Origin of the sequence: Psychrobacter sp. DM4, from assembly GCF_051307035.1 — a bacterium.
Taxonomy (GTDB): domain Bacteria; phylum Pseudomonadota; class Gammaproteobacteria; order Pseudomonadales; family Moraxellaceae; genus Psychrobacter.
This window is the reverse complement of sequence record NZ_CP195536.1, coordinates 633,948-652,157: the sequence shown is the minus strand read 5'-3', so window position 1 is coordinate 652,157 and position 18,210 is coordinate 633,948. Positions and strand designations below refer to the sequence as shown.

Annotated in this window: 29 protein-coding genes and 1 pseudogene; 1 reads left to right on the top strand and 29 read right to left on the bottom strand. The window is 44.1% G+C overall.

The window, feature by feature from the left end:
* Position 1: 1 nt before the first annotated feature.
* The 29 genes and pseudogenes from rpsM to ACR64G_RS02805 form a co-directional block, all read right to left on the bottom strand.
* Positions 2–358 (bottom strand): 30S ribosomal protein S13, encoded by a 357-nt coding sequence (gene rpsM / locus ACR64G_RS02945; protein WP_435980052.1) that lies wholly within the window; start codon positions 356–358, stop codon positions 2–4.
* Positions 359–596: 238 nt separating this feature from the next.
* Positions 597–713, bottom strand: coding sequence for a 50S ribosomal protein L36 (gene rpmJ, locus ACR64G_RS02940; protein ID WP_010196721.1), 117 nt, complete (start codon positions 711–713; stop codon positions 597–599).
* Positions 714–744: 31 nt separating this feature from the next.
* Complete coding sequence (gene secY / locus ACR64G_RS02935; RefSeq protein WP_435980621.1) at positions 745–2,076, bottom strand: preprotein translocase subunit SecY; 1,332 nt, start codon at positions 2,074–2,076, stop codon at positions 745–747.
* A gap of 19 nt (positions 2,077–2,095) precedes the next feature.
* Complete coding sequence (gene rplO / locus ACR64G_RS02930) at positions 2,096–2,536, bottom strand: 50S ribosomal protein L15 (RefSeq protein ID WP_435980051.1); 441 nt, start codon at positions 2,534–2,536, stop codon at positions 2,096–2,098.
* On the bottom strand, positions 2,536–2,715 hold the full coding sequence (gene rpmD, locus ACR64G_RS02925) for a 50S ribosomal protein L30 (RefSeq protein ID WP_201556529.1): 180 nt from the start codon (positions 2,713–2,715) through the stop codon (positions 2,536–2,538). Before rpmD ends, rplO begins: the two co-directional genes overlap by 1 nt.
* Before the next feature lie 20 nt (positions 2,716–2,735).
* On the bottom strand, positions 2,736–3,251 hold the full coding sequence (gene rpsE, locus ACR64G_RS02920; RefSeq protein ID WP_353104792.1) for a 30S ribosomal protein S5: 516 nt from the start codon (positions 3,249–3,251) through the stop codon (positions 2,736–2,738).
* Positions 3,252–3,253: 2 nt separating this feature from the next.
* Complete coding sequence (rplR, locus tag ACR64G_RS02915) at positions 3,254–3,604, bottom strand: 50S ribosomal protein L18 (RefSeq protein WP_435980050.1); 351 nt, start codon at positions 3,602–3,604, stop codon at positions 3,254–3,256.
* A gap of 11 nt (positions 3,605–3,615) precedes the next feature.
* On the bottom strand, positions 3,616–4,149 hold the full coding sequence (gene rplF / locus ACR64G_RS02910; RefSeq protein WP_435980049.1) for a 50S ribosomal protein L6: 534 nt from the start codon (positions 4,147–4,149) through the stop codon (positions 3,616–3,618).
* Positions 4,150–4,446: 297 nt separating this feature from the next.
* A complete protein-coding gene (rpsH, locus tag ACR64G_RS02905) occupies positions 4,447–4,845 on the bottom strand; it encodes a 30S ribosomal protein S8 (RefSeq protein ID WP_435980048.1) in 399 nt (132 codons plus the stop codon).
* A gap of 11 nt (positions 4,846–4,856) precedes the next feature.
* Complete coding sequence (gene rpsN, locus ACR64G_RS02900) at positions 4,857–5,162, bottom strand: 30S ribosomal protein S14 (RefSeq protein ID WP_435980047.1); 306 nt, start codon at positions 5,160–5,162, stop codon at positions 4,857–4,859.
* Between the two features lie 12 nt (positions 5,163–5,174).
* Positions 5,175–5,711 (bottom strand): 50S ribosomal protein L5, encoded by a 537-nt coding sequence (gene rplE, locus ACR64G_RS02895; protein WP_435980046.1) that lies wholly within the window; start codon positions 5,709–5,711, stop codon positions 5,175–5,177.
* Positions 5,712–5,732: 21 nt separating this feature from the next.
* The gene (gene rplX / locus ACR64G_RS02890) at positions 5,733–6,050 is read right to left on the bottom strand and encodes a 50S ribosomal protein L24 (RefSeq protein WP_435980045.1); all 318 of its coding nucleotides are present in this window, start codon (positions 6,048–6,050) and stop codon (positions 5,733–5,735) included.
* An 8-nt stretch (positions 6,051–6,058) separates the two neighbouring features.
* On the bottom strand, positions 6,059–6,427 hold the full coding sequence (gene rplN / locus ACR64G_RS02885; protein WP_317200662.1) for a 50S ribosomal protein L14: 369 nt from the start codon (positions 6,425–6,427) through the stop codon (positions 6,059–6,061).
* 177 nt (positions 6,428–6,604) lie between these two features.
* The gene (gene rpsQ / locus ACR64G_RS02880) at positions 6,605–6,880 is read right to left on the bottom strand and encodes a 30S ribosomal protein S17 (RefSeq protein WP_317200608.1); all 276 of its coding nucleotides are present in this window, start codon (positions 6,878–6,880) and stop codon (positions 6,605–6,607) included.
* On the bottom strand, positions 6,877–7,074 hold the full coding sequence (gene rpmC, locus ACR64G_RS02875; RefSeq protein WP_435980044.1) for a 50S ribosomal protein L29: 198 nt from the start codon (positions 7,072–7,074) through the stop codon (positions 6,877–6,879). Before rpmC ends, rpsQ begins: the two co-directional genes overlap by 4 nt.
* A complete protein-coding gene (gene rplP / locus ACR64G_RS02870; protein WP_192523468.1) occupies positions 7,074–7,487 on the bottom strand; it encodes a 50S ribosomal protein L16 in 414 nt (137 codons plus the stop codon). Before rplP ends, rpmC begins: the two co-directional genes overlap by 1 nt.
* 3 nt (positions 7,488–7,490) lie before the next feature.
* Positions 7,491–8,213, bottom strand: a complete 723-nt coding sequence (gene rpsC / locus ACR64G_RS02865; RefSeq protein ID WP_435980043.1) for a 30S ribosomal protein S3 — start codon at positions 8,211–8,213, stop codon at positions 7,491–7,493.
* Between the two features lie 3 nt (positions 8,214–8,216).
* Positions 8,217–8,546: a 50S ribosomal protein L22 gene (gene rplV, locus ACR64G_RS02860; RefSeq protein ID WP_025644408.1), complete on the bottom strand. Its 330-nt coding sequence runs from the start codon at positions 8,544–8,546 to the stop codon at positions 8,217–8,219.
* Positions 8,547–8,556: 10 nt separating this feature from the next.
* Entirely contained in the window at positions 8,557–8,832 is a 276-nt protein-coding gene (gene rpsS, locus ACR64G_RS02855) for a 30S ribosomal protein S19 (protein ID WP_435980042.1), read from the bottom strand.
* A gap of 12 nt (positions 8,833–8,844) precedes the next feature.
* A complete protein-coding gene (gene rplB, locus ACR64G_RS02850) occupies positions 8,845–9,672 on the bottom strand; it encodes a 50S ribosomal protein L2 (RefSeq protein ID WP_435980041.1) in 828 nt (275 codons plus the stop codon).
* A gap of 11 nt (positions 9,673–9,683) precedes the next feature.
* Positions 9,684–10,034 (bottom strand): 50S ribosomal protein L23, encoded by a 351-nt coding sequence (gene rplW / locus ACR64G_RS02845; protein WP_435980040.1) that lies wholly within the window; start codon positions 10,032–10,034, stop codon positions 9,684–9,686.
* Positions 10,031–10,633 carry a 50S ribosomal protein L4 gene (rplD, locus tag ACR64G_RS02840; RefSeq protein ID WP_435980039.1) on the bottom strand — a complete coding sequence of 201 codons (603 nt, stop codon included), beginning with the start codon at positions 10,631–10,633 and terminating at the stop codon, positions 10,031–10,033. Before rplD ends, rplW begins: the two co-directional genes overlap by 4 nt.
* A gap of 14 nt (positions 10,634–10,647) precedes the next feature.
* A complete protein-coding gene (rplC, locus tag ACR64G_RS02835) occupies positions 10,648–11,286 on the bottom strand; it encodes a 50S ribosomal protein L3 (protein ID WP_435980038.1) in 639 nt (212 codons plus the stop codon).
* Positions 11,287–11,326: 40 nt separating this feature from the next.
* Positions 11,327–11,638: a 30S ribosomal protein S10 gene (gene rpsJ / locus ACR64G_RS02830; protein WP_025644420.1), complete on the bottom strand. Its 312-nt coding sequence runs from the start codon at positions 11,636–11,638 to the stop codon at positions 11,327–11,329.
* A 419-nt stretch (positions 11,639–12,057) separates the two neighbouring features.
* A complete protein-coding gene (locus tag ACR64G_RS02825) occupies positions 12,058–13,710 on the bottom strand; it encodes an Rne/Rng family ribonuclease (RefSeq protein WP_435980037.1) in 1,653 nt (550 codons plus the stop codon).
* Positions 13,711–13,826: 116 nt separating this feature from the next.
* Complete coding sequence (locus ACR64G_RS02820; protein WP_435980036.1) at positions 13,827–14,486, bottom strand: Maf family protein; 660 nt, start codon at positions 14,484–14,486, stop codon at positions 13,827–13,829.
* A gap of 73 nt (positions 14,487–14,559) precedes the next feature.
* Positions 14,560–15,045 (bottom strand): rod shape-determining protein MreD, encoded by a 486-nt coding sequence (mreD, locus tag ACR64G_RS02815; RefSeq protein WP_435980035.1) that lies wholly within the window; start codon positions 15,043–15,045, stop codon positions 14,560–14,562.
* Between the two features lie 287 nt (positions 15,046–15,332).
* Positions 15,333–16,156: pseudogene (gene mreC / locus ACR64G_RS02810) on the bottom strand (rod shape-determining protein MreC); the annotation flags it as partial.
* A 101-nt stretch (positions 16,157–16,257) separates the two neighbouring features.
* Positions 16,258–17,295, bottom strand: a complete 1,038-nt coding sequence (locus ACR64G_RS02805) for a rod shape-determining protein (protein ID WP_435980620.1) — start codon at positions 17,293–17,295, stop codon at positions 16,258–16,260.
* Between the two features lie 567 nt (positions 17,296–17,862).
* Here ACR64G_RS02805 and gatC point away from each other — a divergent pair.
* Entirely contained in the window at positions 17,863–18,186 is a 324-nt protein-coding gene (gene gatC, locus ACR64G_RS02800; protein WP_435980034.1) for an Asp-tRNA(Asn)/Glu-tRNA(Gln) amidotransferase subunit GatC, read from the top strand.
* Positions 18,187–18,210: the final 24 nt, after the last annotated feature.

Here is an 18,210-nt window from a genome sequence, read left to right as displayed (position 1 = left end):
ATTATCTTTTGAGAGGGCGTGTCGGACCCTTACGAGTACGAGCGTTGTTCTTAGTGTTTTGACCTCTTACTGGTAAGTTACGACGATGGCGGATGCCACGGTAACAACCAAGATCGACCAAGCGCTTAATATTCATTGACACTTCACGACGAAGATCACCTTCGGTAGTGAAATTTGCAACCTGTGCACGGATAGCATCTAACTGTGTATCATCTAACTGACTAACTTTAGTAGTAGGGGCAATGCCAACTGCTTCTAAGATTTTCTGAGCAGTGGTACGACCTACACCAAAGATGTAAGTTAGTGAAATAACAGCATGCTTATTATCCGGAATGTTGACACCGGCAATACGAGCCATTTATTTCTCCATCAAAGAAAAACAGCTACTGTTTTGGTTAACAGTAAGTTGCTTCTCAAAATTGTTGCTGTTGATACCTGAATACTCAAACTAAGTGTCTATAGCTATCTTTTGACGAACATAAAACACGAAATTAAACAAATATAAAGGTATGAACTACGGCAAGTGGCGGATGATATCGCATTCACCACTTTTTTTCAAGTATTAATTAGATTAAGAACGAAATGGACTTAGTCTATCAACCTTGACGTTGCTTGTGACGTGGTTCTGCGGTACATATAATATGTACACGACCTTTGCGGCGAACTACTTTACAGCTACCACAAATCTTTTTAACTGATGCTTGAACTTTCATCGCATTCTCCTTGAAATATCGTACCGCTCATTTAAGGCTGAGTGGGCGATTGAATTAATGTTTGATCGTGGTATTGATGGGTCATCAAATGCGCTTGAATCTGCGAGATGAAATCCATTACCACTACTACCATAATCAAAAGCGATGTACCGCCTAGATTAAATGGCACACCAAAACCTGACTGGATAACCATAGGCATTAAACAAATAACTGTCATATACATAGCGCCAATGAAAGTCAATCGGTTTAATACATGATCTAGATAACGCTGAGTTTGTTGTCCGGGACGAATACCTGGTATATACGCACCACTTCGTTTGAGGTTTTCAGCGACTTCACGTGGACTAAAGACCAATGCGGTATAAAAATAGCAGAAGAAAATAATCATCGCACCAAACAGTACTAAATATAGCGGTTGTCCAGGAGACAACACCAGTGCCATATTTTGTAGTATCTTTTGCACAAAAGTAGGATCTGTCGAATGACCAACCCACTGACCCAAACTTGCTGGGAACAACAATAGCGAACTTGCAAAAATAGCGGGAATAACGCCCGCCATATTTATTTTTAGTGGCAGATGAGACTGCTGCTGAGCATAAATTTTGCGACCTTGCTGCTGCTTTTGTGCGTAGTTAACAGGGACTTGACGCTGAGCACGTTCGATATAAACGATACCTGCTGTGACTGCGACGCCCAGAATAACAAAGATAAAAAGTACAATCAGGTTCATCTGACCCTGATTGACCTGTTCGATAGATTGTGAAATCATGCCTGGCGTACCAGCAACGATACTAGCAAAAATAAGCATTGAGATGCCATTGCCAACACCGCGTTCAGTAATCTGCTCACCGAGCCACATCAAGAACATAGCGCCTGCGACTAATGAAGTCACCGCAGGTATGTAAAAGGTAAGGCCGCTAGATAGAGTCAGATTCTGGCTAATAAGACCTGCACACATTCCTAAAGACTGTACTAGAGCTAACGCAAGGGTTCCCTGACGGGTATACTTGTTTAACTTTCGCCGTCCAGCTTCACCGTCTTTTTTTAGCGCTTCAAGCGACGGTACAACCGCTGACATCATCTGTACAATAATAGAAGCTGAGATGTAGGGCATAATGCCGAGCGCCATAATTGACATGCGCTCAAGGGCACCACCTGAAAACATATTAAACATGCTCAAAATGGTGTTTTCATTACGCGAGAACAAATCCGCTAAATTGACAGGATTAATACCAGGAACAGGAATGTGAGATCCCAAACGGTAAACAATCAAAGCCCCGATCAAAAATAGTAAACGCGTCCATAGTTCATCATACTTACGTATGAAAGCAAGTGGATTTAGCGGTATACCAGTCGACGACATTGATTGTTTTGACACGTTACTACTCCTCGATGCTACCACCAGCAGCTTCGATAGCAAGCTTGGCGCCTTTAGTCACTTTGATACCTTTAAAGGTAAAAGCTTTAGTGACTTCACCTGATAACATCACACGTGCACGTTTCATATCATGACGAACAAGATTAGCCGCCTTTAACGTAGCTAAGCTGACAACATCACCATCGATTTTATTAAGTTCAGACAAACGGACTTCAGCAGTCGTCATCGCCATTTTACTCGTAAAACCAAACTTTGGTAAACGACGGTACAAAGGCATCTGACCACCCTCAAATCCTGAGCGTATGCTAGAACCTGAACGTGATTTTTGACCCTTTACACCGCGACCACCTGTTTTACCAAGACCTGAACCGATACCACGACCACGGCGCTGTGCAGTTTTCTTTGCACCAACACCTGGTGATAATTCATTTAATCTAAGTCCCATTACGCTTCCTCCACTTTTACCATGTAGTTAACGCGATTGACCATACCACGAGTTGATGGTGTATCTTCAACTTCGACCGTATGATTAATGCGGCGTAAACCCAATCCTTTCAAGCTAGCTTTGTGGCTCTTGAGGCGATGGGCACCTGATTTTAATTGAGTGACTTTCATTGTTTTCATCGTAACTCACCTAGTCTAAGTTAGCCCAAAATTTCGTCTACAGATTTACCACGTTTTGCTGCCATCTTCTCTGGAGTCGACATATCGCGTAGACCATTAAAGGTTGCGCGAACGACGTTAGCAGTATTGGTAGAACCATAACATTTAGTTAAAACATCTTTGACACCAGCAACTTCTAATACCGCACGCATAGCGCCACCAGCAATAACGCCAGTACCTTCAGATGCAGGTTGCATATAGACTTTACTAGCACCATGACGTGCTTTGATCGGATGATACAAAGTGGCTTCGTTCAGCTCAACTGTGATCATATTACGCTTAGCAGCTTCTAGTGCTTTTTGGATAGCGGCTGGAACTTCGCGTGCTTTACCACGACCAAATCCAACACGACCATTACCATCGCCAACTACAGTAAGTGCGGTGAAAGAGAAAATACGACCACCTTTAACCACTTTTGCAACGCGATCAACGGTAACTAGGCGCTCTACTAAGCCATCGCTTTGTTCATTTTTATCATTTCTATCGTTTCTAGCCATGATTAAAACTCCAATCCATTTTCGCGAGCAGCTTCAGCTAAAGCTTTTACTCGACCATGATATTTGAAACCACTACGATCAAAAGCAACTTTAGTAATACCAGCTGCTTTTGCACGTTCTGCGATCATTTGGCCTACAGATGTCGCTGCATCAACGTTACCAGTTGCGCTTGAACGCAAACTGCCATCTAAGGTAGATGCCTGAGCGATCACTTCACCACCATTTGGAGAGATAATCTGGGCATACATGTGCTTTGGCGTGCGAGTAACCGATAGACGATGAACGCCCAAAAATCGGATATGTGCACGGGTTTTCTTAGCTCGACGCAGACGAGCTGCTTTTTTATCAAACATTTCAACTCACCTTATTTTTTCTTGGCTTCTTTGCGAATCACGTGCTCATCACTATAACGAATACCTTTACCTTTGTAAGGCTCAGGTGGACGGAAAGCGCGAATGTTTGCCGCGGCTTGACCAAGCTGCTGCTTATTGTTTGATTTTAAAACAATTTCAGTTTGCGTTGGCGTTTCAGCTGACACACTTTCTGGCAACGTGTATTCTACTGGATGTGAGTAACCGACGTTTAAGGTTACTTTATCGTTAGTAGCTTGAGCACGATAACCAACACCGATCAATTGAAGGCGTTTCTCGAACCCTTCAGTGACGCCCTTAACATGGTTGTTAAGTAAGGCGCGGACGGTGCCAGTATGCATCATGGCTTCTTTTGAGTCGACTGTAGGTGAGAGAATGATAGCATCATCTTCCTGTTTCAGCTCGACCAATTCATGCAGGTGTAAAGACAAAGTACCGTTCTTGCCTTTCACTTCGACCTGCCGATCGTTCAAAGTAACACTAACGCCATTCGGCAAGGTTACTGGGGCTTTAGCCACACGAGACATAGGAATATTCCTTAAAAAATTAATAACTTTTGTTAGCCTACTACCATCCAGACTCATATTGTAATGAATTAAGATAATAGCGAAAAAACTAACAGGCTAAAAAGCGTGTTAGTTTAGCATAGTTGACCCTACTAAGCACTCATCATTTTATGAGAATTTTGGGAGTTAGTAATAGCAACAAGCTGATTATTGAGTGTATCAATGAATCAGCTTGTTGAGGTACAAATAGACTTGTTCGTTGAGATAATAGAATAGTAATTAAATAAAAAATCAAGACTCTAATATCAAAGTTGTAGTTTAAGCTACAAAAGCAACGATTTCACCACCGATACCAGCAGCGCGCGCAGCACGATCACTCATGATCCCTTGACTGGTTGATACAATGGCAACACCCATACCTTGTTTTACAGTAGGAATGTTGTCTTTACCGCGATGCTGGCGCAGACCAGGACGGCTAAAACGTTGAATGGTTTCGATGACAGGCTTGCCTTCGAAATACTTCAATTCAATAGACAACGTCGCCTTATTGTTATCTTGTTGGGTAACTGTTGCGTTTGCTACGTAACCTTCGTTAACTAATAAGTCAGCGATTGATTTGCGTAGCTTTGAGCTTGGCATTGCAACCGATACTTTGTTCGCCATTTGCGCGTTACGTATACGGGTTAGCATGTCAGCTACAGTATCTTGCATACTCATGTCATTACTCCTTACCAGCTTGCTTTACGAACACCAGGTACATCACCTTGCATGACACGCTCACGCAACATATTGCGCGACAAGCCAAACTTACGGTAGTAACCATGAGGACGACCTGTGATAGCGCAGCGATTACGTAGGCGTACTGGTGATGCGTTACGTGGTAGAGATTGTAGCTCTAACATAGCATCCATACGCTCTTCGTCACTTGCATTGATATCACTGATGGTCTCTTTGAGCTTAATACGCTTCTCAGCATACTTAGCAACCATTTTTTCGCGTTTTAGTTCGCGATTAATCATGCTCTTCTTTGCCATAACGTCTTTACCTTATTTAAATGGGAAGCCGAATGCTTTAAGCAGCGCACGACCTTCTTCATCTGAAATTGCTGACGTGGTAATCGTTACATCCATACCGCGGATACGATCAATTTTATCGAAATCTACTTCAGGGAATACGATCTGCTCTTTGATACCCAAAGAGTAGTTACCACGTCCATCAAAGGCTTTAGCAGAAAAACCGCGAAAGTCACGAATACGAGGAATCGCAATAGCAATGAGACGATCTAAAAATTCGTACATCTGCTCACCGCGAAGGGTTACTTTACAGCCAATTGGCCACTCTTCACGAATCTTAAAGCCAGCAACTGACTTACGAGCTTTAGTAACAACAGGCTGTTGACCGGCAATTGCAATCATATCGGCTACCGCACCTTCAAGTAATTTCTTATCTTGAGATGCGCCGCCCACACCCATATTAAGTGTGATCTTAGTGATTTTTGGTACTTGCATCACGTTAGCCAAACCAAGTTCTTCTTTGATCTGTTGCTTTAGTTCTTCGTTATATAAAGTCTTTAATCTTGCCATTACTATTACACCCTTAGTGTCTTACGCAGTCGCCACAACTTCACCATTTGAACGATAGACACGTTGTTTAACGCCGTCATCATTCGTCTGGTAAGTAATACGGTCTGCTTTTTGGGTTTGCGCATTTAATATTGCGACATTTGAGATATGTAAAAAAGCTTCTTGCTTTAAGATACCGCCTTCAACGCCAGTCGCCTGATTGGGCTTCTGGTGCTTAATGACAATATTAATGCCTTCAACTTTGATACGATCGTTTTTTACAGCTTGAACAGTGCCTTGTTTGCCTTTATCTTTACCAGCAATAACAATAACTGTGTCGCCTTTTCGTAATTTAGCCATGGGTTACCTCACAATACTTCTGGTGCTAGGGATACAATTTTCATAAACTGATCACCACGTAGTTCACGAGTTACCGGTCCAAAAATACGAGTTGCAATCGGTGCTTTGTTTTGATTGAGCAATACCGCAGCATTGTCATCAAAACGAATGACCGAACCATCAGGGCGACGAACGCCTTTTTTGGTGCGTACAACTACCGCATTCATCACATCGCCTTTTTTAACACGACCGCGAGGAATGGCTTCTTTAACCGTAATCTTGATAATATCGCCGACAGATGCGTAACGACGATGAGAACCACCCAGTACTTTAATGCACTGAACTCGTCTTGCACCGCTATTGTCTGCAACTTCCAGCATAGATTCAACCTGAATCATAGCGTTACTCCACAGGTATGAGCAATAAAAACCAGTTGCTGCCGCTAACACAGAATGAGTAGACGGCATTTTAATATAAATATCGCCTTACTCATAAGTGAGTGATTACGGCGAGCGCAATCAGCACCCTTAAAAAGGCGGGTATTTTAACAGCTTCTGATTTCTTATGCAATTTACTTAGATTTTTTCTACTTTTTCAACCACATCAACTAGAGTCCAAGACTTAGTTTTTGAGATTGGACGTGTCTCTTTGATGCGAACAAGATCGCCTTGTTGGCATACATTGTCTTCGTCATGGGCTTTGATTTTGGTAGAACGACGAAGCTGTTTGCCATACAAAGGATGACGAACCAGACGCTCAATCAAAACTGTGATGGACTTATCCATCTTGTCGCTGACAACTCGTCCTGTCAATACGCTAGCATTAGTGGCTGTTTGATTGTTTTCGCTCATGAGTCGCCTCGTTGTTTCTCGTTGATCAAAGTCTGAATCTGAGCAATCGTGCGACGATTGCCTCTGACTTCATGGGTATTCCCCAACTGACCGGTTGCTTTAGCCATACGAATACGGAAAGCATCTAGTTGCTTTTCATCAAGTAACTGGGTCAGCTCTTCTGATGATTTATCACGTAGTTCACTGATCTTCATTACATTATCGTCCGCTTAACAATGGTAGTTTTAAAGGGCAGTTTGGCTGCTGCAAGCGTTAAGGCTTCGCGAGCAAGCTCTTCTGAGACCCCTTCGATTTCATATAGCACTTTACCAGGTTTGACTTCGCATACCCAATATTCAACAGGGCCTTTACCTTTACCCATACGTACTTCGAGTGGTTTATTGGTAATAGGTTTGTCTGGAAATACGCGAATCCAAATCTTACCACCACGTTTAATTTTACGTGTAATGGTACGACGTGCCGCTTCAATTTGACGAGCCGTCATACGACCACGCGTCAAAGATTTTAGACCAATTTGTCCGAATGCAACGGTGCTTCCACGATGAGCGAGCCCTGTGTTACGACCTTTGTGCATTTTGCGAAACTTGGTACGTTTTGGCTGTAACATAGTTTACCCTCTGTCTGAGTTTCGACGGTTTCCACCACGGCCACGGCGTTTTGGCGCACGAGGCTCTTCTTTGACGGGATTATAAACACTGTTCATACCGTCAAGGATTTCTCCGCGGAAGATCCAAACTTTCACACCGATGGTGCCGTAAGTTGTCTCTGCACGTACTGATGCATAGTCAATATCAGCGCGTAGAGTATGTAATGGTACGCGACCTTCACGATACCATTCTGTACGAGCGATCTCAGCACCGCCGAGACGGCCAGACAACTCAACTTTGATACCTTTGGCACCAGAACGCATACTGTTTTGTACCGCGCGTTTCATCGCACGACGAAACATAACACGGCGCTCAAGCTGACTGCTAATACCATCAGCGACTAAGCGTGCATCAAGATCAGGAGACGTGATTTCTTCGATATTGACCTGAGCAGGTACGCCCATAATTTTGGTCAACTCTTTTTGAAGTCTTTCGATATCTTCGCCTTTTTTACCGATAACAATACCAGGACGCGCAGTGGCGATGGTAATCTTAGCAGCGCCAGTAGGACGCTCGATCACAATGTTACTGATCATAGCATTATCTAGCTTTTTACGTAGATATTCACGAACTTGAATGTCATTGATTAGGTATTCTGAGTACTGTTTAGGATCAGCATACCAGTTTGCATTATGCTTTTTGACAACACCAAGACGAATTCCGATTGGATGTACTTTTTGACCCATAACTTATTCTCCTACCTTTATAGTGATGTGACAGGTACGCTTGCTGATACGATCAGCGCGACCTTTTGCACGTGGTAGGATACGTTTTAGCGTAATGCCTTCATCAACGTAGATAGTGGCAACTTTTAGGTCATCAATATCTAGGCCATGATTATGTTCGGCATTGGCGATAGCTGAGTTAAGACATTTCTTAACAAAGACAGCGCCTTTTTTATTGCTATACGTTAGGATATCCAAAGCACGCTCAATGGGCTTGCCACGAACTTCATCAGCAACGAGTCTAACTTTTTGTGCCGAGATGGCGGCACCGCGTAATTTTGCAGTTACTTCCATGGTAAGCACCTTATCTCTTAGCTTTTCTGTCAATGCCGTGACCACGATATGTACGAGTCGGGGCAAATTCACCTAGTTTATGACCAACCATCTGCTCGCTGATAATGACAGGTACGTGAGTACGACCATTATGAACAGATAAAGTTAGGCCAACCATTTGTGGCAAAATCATCGAGCGGCGCGACCAAGTTTTAATGGGTTTGCGTGAGTTAGCTTCAATTGCAGCTTCAACTTTGGCAAACAAATGCGCGTCTATGAATGGACCTTTTTTCAATGAACGAGGCATGAAATTCTTCCTTTATTTCTTCTTGGCGCGACGGCGGATGATCATATTGTCAGTACGCTTGTTGCTACGTGTTTTAAGTCCTTTAGACTTCTGACCCCAAGGGCTGGTTGGATGGCGACCTTTATTACGACCTTCACCACCACCGTGCGGGTGATCAACAGGGTTCATCGCGACACCACGTACTGATGGGCGGATACCGCGCCAACGTGATGCACCAGCTTTACCAAGTGATTTCAAGTTGTTTTCGGTATTAGATACTTCACCGATAACTGCGCGGCAATTAACGTGCACACGGCGAGTCTCGCCTGAACGCATACGAAGAATTGCATAGATACCATCACGGCCTAGTAGCTGTACGCTTGCACCCGCAGAACGAGCCATCTGTGCGCCTTTACCGATTTTAAGCTCGATATTATGGATCACAGTACCCAAAGGGATGTTTTTAAGCGGTAAACAGTTACCTGGACGAATAGGTGACGTTTCACCTGACATCACAGTATCACCAACAGCTTGTTTTTTGGCAGCAATGATATAACGACGTTCGCCATCAGCGTACTTAAGTAAGGCAATATGAGCAGTACGGTTAGGATCGTATTCAATACGTTCGACCGTGGCTGGAATATTGTCTTTAGTACGTTTAAAGTCGATGATACGATAATGCTGTTTATGACCACCGCCGATGTGACGAGTAGTAATACGACCATTATTATTACGACCACCTGACTTACTTTTTGATTCTAGGAGCGGTGCATACGGACGACCTTTGTAAAGGTGTGGATGCACTACTTTTTCAACAAAACGACGGCCGGGTGATGTTGGCTTTGCTTTTACGATAGGCATGAGTGTAATCCTTATTCGTTGTTCGCTGTTTCACTAGTAGAGTCAGCTGCGCTTGCAACCTCTTCACCAGCATCAGCCATTTGTACATCTTGACCAGCTTTTAAGGTAACATAGGCTTTTTTGTAGTCATTACGACGGCCGATGCTTTTACCAAAACGCTTCGTCTTACCTTTAACATTTAAAGTGTTTACTTTAGTAACTTCAACACCTTCAAACATGAGCTCAACTGCTTTTTTGACTTCTAGCTTAGTAGCATTAGAATCAATTTTGAATACTTGTACACCAAGTGAGTCGCCGAGCATCTGAGATTTTTCTGAGAAGACAGGTCCTCTTAGGATCTGATAAAGTCTTGCGTTATTCATGCTAGTGCTTCCTCAAATTGTTTCGCAGCTTCAACTGACATGATCACTTTATCAAAGGCGATCAAGCTCACTGGATCCACTTCAGATGTACCAAGTACATTGACATGTGGAATGTTGCGAGCAGCTAAGTATAGATTTTCGTCAATGTCTGTTGTGACGATAAGGGCACGAGGTGCGCCTAAATCATTTAACTTAGCAATCAGCTCTTTGGTCTTAGGTGCAGAAACACTTATCTCTTCTACTAAGATTAGACGCTCTTGACGTACTAATTCAGCAAGAATGCACTGCATAGCACCGCGATACATCTTGCGGTTGACTTTCTGTGACCAGTCTTGTGGTTTGGCCGCAAATGTACGTCCGCCCCCACGCCAGATTGGGCTACGAATAGAGCCTGCACGAGCGCGACCAGTACCTTTTTGGCGCCATGGCTTAATGCCACCACCAGAAACTTCGGCACGGGTTTTTTGTGCACGTGTACCCTGGCGACCACCTGCTAGGTAAGCAGTGACGACTTGATGCACTAATGCTTCGTTGAATTCACGACCAAACGCTGTGTCAGAAAGCTCAACCGCCGCACCTGTAACTGTTTTTAAATCCACGTTAATCCCCTTGCTTAGGCTTTGATTGACGGACGCACGATGACATCGCCACCGGTAGCACCAGGGATTGCACCCTTGATGACCAACAATCCTTTTTCGGCATCAACCGAGACCACTTCTAAGCCTTGAACCGTAACACGTTTGTTACCCATCTGGCCTGCCATTTTCTTACCTTTAAATACTTTACCCGGTGACTGGTTTTGACCAGTTGAACCATGAGCACGGTGAGAAACAGAGTTACCATGAGTCGCATCTTGCATGCTAAAGTTGTGACGCTTGACTGGACCTTGAAAGCCTTTACCTTTGCTTTGTCCTGTGACATCTACCATCTGACCTACTTCAAACAAGTCAGCTAAGATCTCACCGCCAATTTCGCGACCTTCAAGATCACCATCATTAGCACGAAATTCCCAAACACCGCGGCCTGCTTTTACGCCAGCTTTGGCGAAGTGACCTTTTTGAGCTGCGGTTACGCGGCTGTCACGACGAGTGCCTGTGGTGATTTGGATGGCTTGATAACCATCTGTATCTGTGTTTTTTACTTGAGTAATGCGGTTTGCATCGACCTCAATCACGGTTACAGGGGTAGACGCACCTGCTTCAGTGAAGACACGGGTCATGCCGCATTTTTTACCGACTAAACCGATCGCCATTTTAAACCTCTTTATATCTTATTAATGGGTTGGGTGTGTGTTAGCCCAAAGCAATTTGAACGTCAACACCCGCCGCTAGATCTAACTTCATCAGCGCATCCACTGTTTTGTCAGTAGGCTGAACAATGTCAACCATGCGCTTGTGAGTACGAATCTCGTACTGATCACGCGCGTCTTTGTTGACGTGTGGTGAGGTTAAAACGTCGAAGCGCTCAATGCGAGTCGGCAACGGTACAGGACCACAAACTTGCGCACCGGTGCGCTTTGCTGTATCGACAATCTCTTGCGCCGACTGATCAATCAGACGATGGTCAAAAGATTTGAGTCTAATACGGATTCTCTGGTTAGCCATGCCAGCAAGCTCCTAATATATGTTTTAATCATTCTTGCAAAACAAGGTGATGACCAAAAGCCGTTTAAATAAATATTCACTCAAGATTGCTATCTGTTTTTATTAAAACCGAAAACTACCAAAAGCAAAATAGTTTAAAGCCCAACCGAATCTCCTATTAATATGGAAATCAGTAAAGGCATATGAAATAGTGCTAGAAACGATGCTCTAGCTGTCATAGCGCCAGCAACTTGCTAAGCTGCGCTCTTATAATTCAGTGGTGTGTATTATACATAGTATATAAGTTATTGCAAGGAGAATATAAGTATTACAATCAGTTTTGTGTTTGAAGACGACTACAAATTACCATCTCACACTGAGTATTAACCACCATGAAGTGATTTTTGTGCACTTGTATACTATAAATAAAATGTGCTTTGCTAATCAAGAACGATATCGTACTGCTCTTGATTGTACAGGTTTTCAACTTCAAAGGTAATCACTCGTCCAAGCAGATACTCAAGCTCTGCCACCGTATCAGCCTCTGAGGTTAATAGCAAATCTATAACTGCGGCGTGAGCGACTACCGTGAACTTCTTTGGCGAGTTATAAGTTCGTGCGCAGCGCATAATCTCTCGAAAAATCTCAAAACAGACTGTCTCAGCTGTTTTAACAAAGCCGCGACCTTGGCAGGTAGAACAAGGTTCACATAGTTGCTGTCCTAACGACTCGCGAGTACGTTTACGAGTCATCTCAACTAAGCCAAGTTCGCTAACTTGAGTAATATTTGTCTTCGCATAATCTTGCGCAAGCTTGGACTGTAAGCTTTCAAGCACATCGTCTTTGTGCTCTTGCTCTAACATATCGATAAAGTCGAGAATGATAATGCCGCCTAAATTGCGCAGCCGCAGTTGACGCGCGATAGCATGAGTCGCCTCAAGGTTGGTTTTATATACCGTATCCTCAAGAGAGCGTCCACCGACGAACGAGCCTGTGTTGACATCGATAGTCGTCATCGCTTCGGTCTGATCAATAATCAGATAACCGCCTGATTTGAGATCAACACGGCGTTTAAGCGCATCTCGCAAGTCGTCTTCGACGCGGTGTACATCAAATAGCGCCTGCTCTGCCGTATAGTGGATAATACGGTCATAGATGAAAGGTACGAAGGATTTGGCAAAATGCCGTACTTGCTCATATATCTGTACATTATCGACTATGACCTTTTCGGTATCGGTATGCACTAAATCGCGAATAGCACGTATCGGTAGTGATAGCTCCTGATAAATCAGCTCTGAGCTTTGATGCTGTGTGGACTCTTTATGACGCGCGCAAATAGTACGCCACAACTGCACTAAATAGTAGATATCCTCTTCAAGTTTATCAACAGGCACGCGCTCAGCGGCAGTACGAGCGATTAATCCGCCTTTTAGATTGACCGTTTGCATCAAGGAGGTCAGTTCAGTCTTTAGTCGGCTGCGCTCATCTATACCATCAATACGCTGTGAGATACCGATATGATCGCTTGATGGTAAATATACTAAATATCGTGAGGGCAAAGAGATATTAGTCGTTAAGCGCGCGCCTTTACTCCCTAGCTGATCTTTGGTCACTTGCACAAGGATACGCTGACTTTCGTGCAAGCGATGCTGAATAAGTACCTTGGTAGAGGCTGGCGTGATATCTTTGCTGCGGGCACTCACCACTGGCGGCGACATGGCTAAACTGTCTGCAGCTATAGTCGCTCTATTTTTGGTGGTATCTGTTAGCGTTCCACTATCATTAGCGGTTTTACCATTAGCCGTTGTATTGTCAGCGGTGTCTTTGATAGGCTCGCCAGCTGATTTTTTTGGATTAGTTGACGGCAAACGCTGCATATCATTGACATGCAAAAACGCCGTACGCGACTGGCCGATATCGATAAAGGCAGCTTGCATCCCGGGCAGTACGCGTACCACCGTACCTAGATAGATATTGCCAACTAAGCCAAGCTTATGGTGACGCTCAATATAGATCTCACCCAGTATTCCACTATCTAAAACTGCTACGCGCGATTCCATGGGACTGATATTGATTAGCAGCTCTTCTGACATAACCTCTGTTCTCTTCATTTAATAAATAACGAAATATGCTTTAGTATAAGTCGTAGTGTAGCAAATGCCGCTACCCCTTGCCCACGACCTACGTATCATTATGTGCGCGCCTGCGGTCAGTCCGCTTTTGAATTTTTTATGGTATTAATTAAAGATAGCGTTTGCGCTAGTGGTAAGCCGACGACATTGGTATAACTCCCATTAATATGAGTGACCCAAGCAGCAGCCAGTCCTTGGATACCATAAGCGCCCGCTTTGTCAGCAGGCTCACCGCTGTCCCAATACTTGCTCATCATATCAAGAGTCAGTGGAACGAACGTCACTTCAGTGCGTTCTGTAATCCGATCGACAGTGACTGTATCGACATACATCTGATTTGAATCAGTTTGAGAGTTTTTTGATAACGACAAATGTGTCGCTTGAACGCAAGTCCAAACCTCATGAGTATTGTCAGACATCTGCTGCCACATATCATAGGCATGTGTACGATCTGTTGGCTTGACAAGTACCGTCAGACCATCGGGTAATACACCAATGGTATCAGCAGTAAGAATAATCAAATCGCTAGGCAAGGCGCTACAATCGCTAGCATCGGCACGTACTTTTGCGATTGCAGCTTGCGCTTTAGTAGCTACCATGCGCTCGATATAAGCCGATGGTAACTCGTTATCTTGCGGTGCCTCATCAATGTCGACACTCATAACGGTAAAATCCAAGGAGACACTATCTAGTAGTTCACGGCGACGCGGCGATCCTGAAGCTAAAATGATATTCATCACTGCTCTCTTGTATTCATGTGATAAGTTTTAATGTGATAAATTGATAATAAGAGTATTGAACGAATACAACCTAACGAGCAAATTTGCGTAGTACAAAAAGTACTAATGGCCAGCTCAAGATACTCATAAGTAGAGACAGTCCAGATTGAGCGACGAACACACCTTGGGTAAACATCTGTAATAGCCATACGTTCAACTGAAATACAATAAGCGCTGCTGAGGCCAGTAACCAAGCACTACTCGTTCTCAGCTCTTTGAGGTAAATACTACCAACCTTAATAAAAAAGGCGACGACGACAGCGGCAAAGGCTTGCTGGCCTAGACGTGTATCCATGAGCAAGTCTGCAATGATGCCAATTACAAAAGCGCTGAAGACCCCTATGTACCGCGGCTGAAAGAGCAACCAGAATATGAGTACCATGACCATAATCATAGGTCGTAAGGTTGCCATACTTGAGTTGAGAGGATAGACATTGAGTGAAGAGGCGACGACGAAACTTATAACTATTGCCAATAACAAAAGTCCAGTTGGTTGTCCAGAATCGGAATACGCCATAGAAGCTTACCTAAACCACTTATTAAAACGCTACTTATTGAAAAGCTACTTGTAAAATAATCACTTATTAGATAGTCGTTTCTTAAACCATAACGGCTCAAATCGGCTATCAATCGAAACGGTTGCCTGAGTCTTTAATTAGTGTTGGTAGTTGTCAGTGCAGTCTTTGTCGTTGCCGTATCACTATTACCATCGTCTAAATTATCACTTTCAGTACTGTTACTTGTGTCAGTGTTCGTATTCGCACTAGCTATGTTTCCAGTCTGCGGTAATGGGAAAGACTCTGTCATCTTGTCTTGTAAAATCAGCACGTAGGCATTGTCAACGAAGTTGGCGGCAGGGGTCACCTCGATAGTTCTAAAGTTGTCGGCCTGCGTGTCTTTGATGATGGTGATGCGCCCTACTCGGTACCCTGCTGGAATCCGTCCCCCAAGCCTGAGGAGACTAGCTCATCACCCACGCGAACATCGGAGGTTTTGAACACGTAATTTAGATGTAGTGAGGTCGGTATGCCTTTGCCTGTAACGATAGCACGCTGACCGGTACGCTTGATCGTGACGGCAACAGACTGCTGCTCATCAGTAATCAACAACAAGCGACTAGTATTGGGATAAACATTGATAATTTGACCTAAGATGCCGTCTTCATCGATAACGGTTTGCCCCACTTGTACGCCGTCTTGCTTGCCTTTATTCAACACTACAATTTGCTTGAGTAAATTGGTATCGGTACCGATGACTTGCGCTAGATTGAGCTCAAATTGCTCAGGCTTGGTCGTTGACAAAATACCTTGCAAGCGAGCATTTTGCGCCAAGATATAGTCTTGCTGCTGTAGTTTGGCCTGCGCATGTAGTAGTTGTGATTTGAGCTGCACGTTTTCGCGGCGCAGCACCTCTTTTGACTGCGTACGACCTGAAACCCAATGCACCGCATAACTGGGTAGTAATGATAGCTCGTAGATAGGTTGCATCGCTGCATGACTGGTATTACGTATAGGGCTGAACCATTCTGGATTTTTGCTATCAAACCACATCAATATCAAGGCTACGATCAACACAATCGCAGTGATACGTAGTGATAGAGGTTGACGGGCAAAAATACTTGGGGTCATAGGGAGTCTAATATCAAATATTTGAAGCAGGGTTAATGGCATTAAAGGCAGCACAGCAGGCTACCTTTAATAAATAATGACGCGGTGCAAGCTATAAATCTTTATACAAAGATCATATTCAAGCTTTTATTGTTGATAAACTCAAGCGCTATACCGCCGCCGCGACTCACGCAAGTCAACGGATCTTCTGCTACAGTGACTGGTAGACCTGTCTCTCTTGAGATCAGCTTATCTAAGTCACGTAGCAAAGCGCCGCCACCGGTCAACACAATACCGCGTTCAGCGATGTCAGATGACAGCTCTGGCGGGGTTTGCTCTAGGGCCGCTTTTACCGCACTGACAATACCGCTCAAGGGATCGCTTAAGGCCTTTTGGACCTCTTCTGAATTGACCGTAAAGGTCTTGGGCACACCCTCTGCCATACTGCGTCCGCGCACTTCTACTTCTAGTTGGCTGTCTTCGTTGAGCGCTGAGCCGACTTCTTGCTTAATACGCTCAGCAGTCGTCTCACCAATGACGCAGCCGTGAGTACGGCGTACGTGGGTAATGATGGCCTCGTCGAACATATCGCCGCCGATGCGAATAGACTCAGCATAGACGCAGCCTGAGAGCGCGATGACCGCAATCTCTGTCGTACCGCCGCCGACATCAACGACCATAGAGCCGCTTGCTTCGTGGACAGGCATGCCAGCACCAATTGCAGCAGCCATAGGTTCCTCTAACAAGAGCACTTTGCTAGCACCCGCTGATGAGACTGCTTCGCGAATAGCTTTGCGCTCTACCAAAGTAGATTTGCAAGGCACACAAACCACAACATTAGGCTGCGCCATAAAGCGCTTGGCCTTTACTTTAGCAATAAAATGCTTGAGCATCTTTTGCGTCACTTCAAAATCAGCGATCACACCGTCTTTTAGCGGGCGAATAGCGGTGATATTGGCAGGTGTACGACCTAGCATCTGCTTGGCATCAAGCCCAACAGCCGCTACAGTAGGATTTTGCGTGCGGTTACTTCGCAGTGCAACGACGGTTGGCTCGTTGAGCACAACGCCTTTACCAGGAATAAAAATTAAGGTGTTCGCAGTACCGAGATCGATTGCGATATTATTTGATAAAAATCCAAACAGGTTCATGACTAATATATCCAGCGTCTTGCGATGAGGCGAATGAGAAGCTAAGTCGTTCTTATTAGCCTTGATTAAGGAGTTGTAGCCCCTTTGATGTCCAATACCCTCTTCAATATTGAGGGCTTGTAAGCCTAATAGATCGAACCTAAACAACAAAAATTTAATTGGACTAAATTATACCGATTTGGCTTGAAAAAAACAGTGCTATTTGCCTCTACGGCGTAATAACACCTCGTTAGATGCTAGTATCTAAATAAGATACGAGCAAATAGCTGACTAAGCACTTTGTTTGACTACCCAATTTTGACTGCTCATTATCATACCTTGAATACTGTTGCATATAAACACTTGATAATAAATCAATCTTTAAGCATCTAGACTATCTCTTTATGATAGCGGACATTGAAATAGGTCTTTTCCTATACAAACCCAGCTTTGTAAACTTGGCTCTGTAAAATTAGGATAGATGCTTTATAATAAACGCATACTACAAATATGCTTTTGTACCCTAGTTTTTTATGACTCGTTTGAGAGTAGTCGTTATTGTCTACAATCTTGCAATGTTCTTAAATCGGAGATTTTATGTCACAACAAGCGCATGAAACTGACGCTAATAACAGCAATGTTAGCCGTCAAGAGATCATAGAAGTGGCTCGCCTAGCCCGTTTGGGTATCGATGAAGATACAGCCGGTAGCTATGCCAACGAGATCAGCAAGGTTTTGACCCTTATGCAGACGCTTGAGAGTGTTGATACGGCGGATGTCAAGCCTTTATCTAACATTCATGAGGTCTATCAAGACTTTCGTGCTGACGTGGCCAATCACGATATCAACCGCGAGCGTAATCAATCAATCGCGCCTGCTGTTGAAAATAGTCTGTACTTAGTACCACAAGTGATCGAATAGTCTGCGCTTAGCACCCCTCCTATT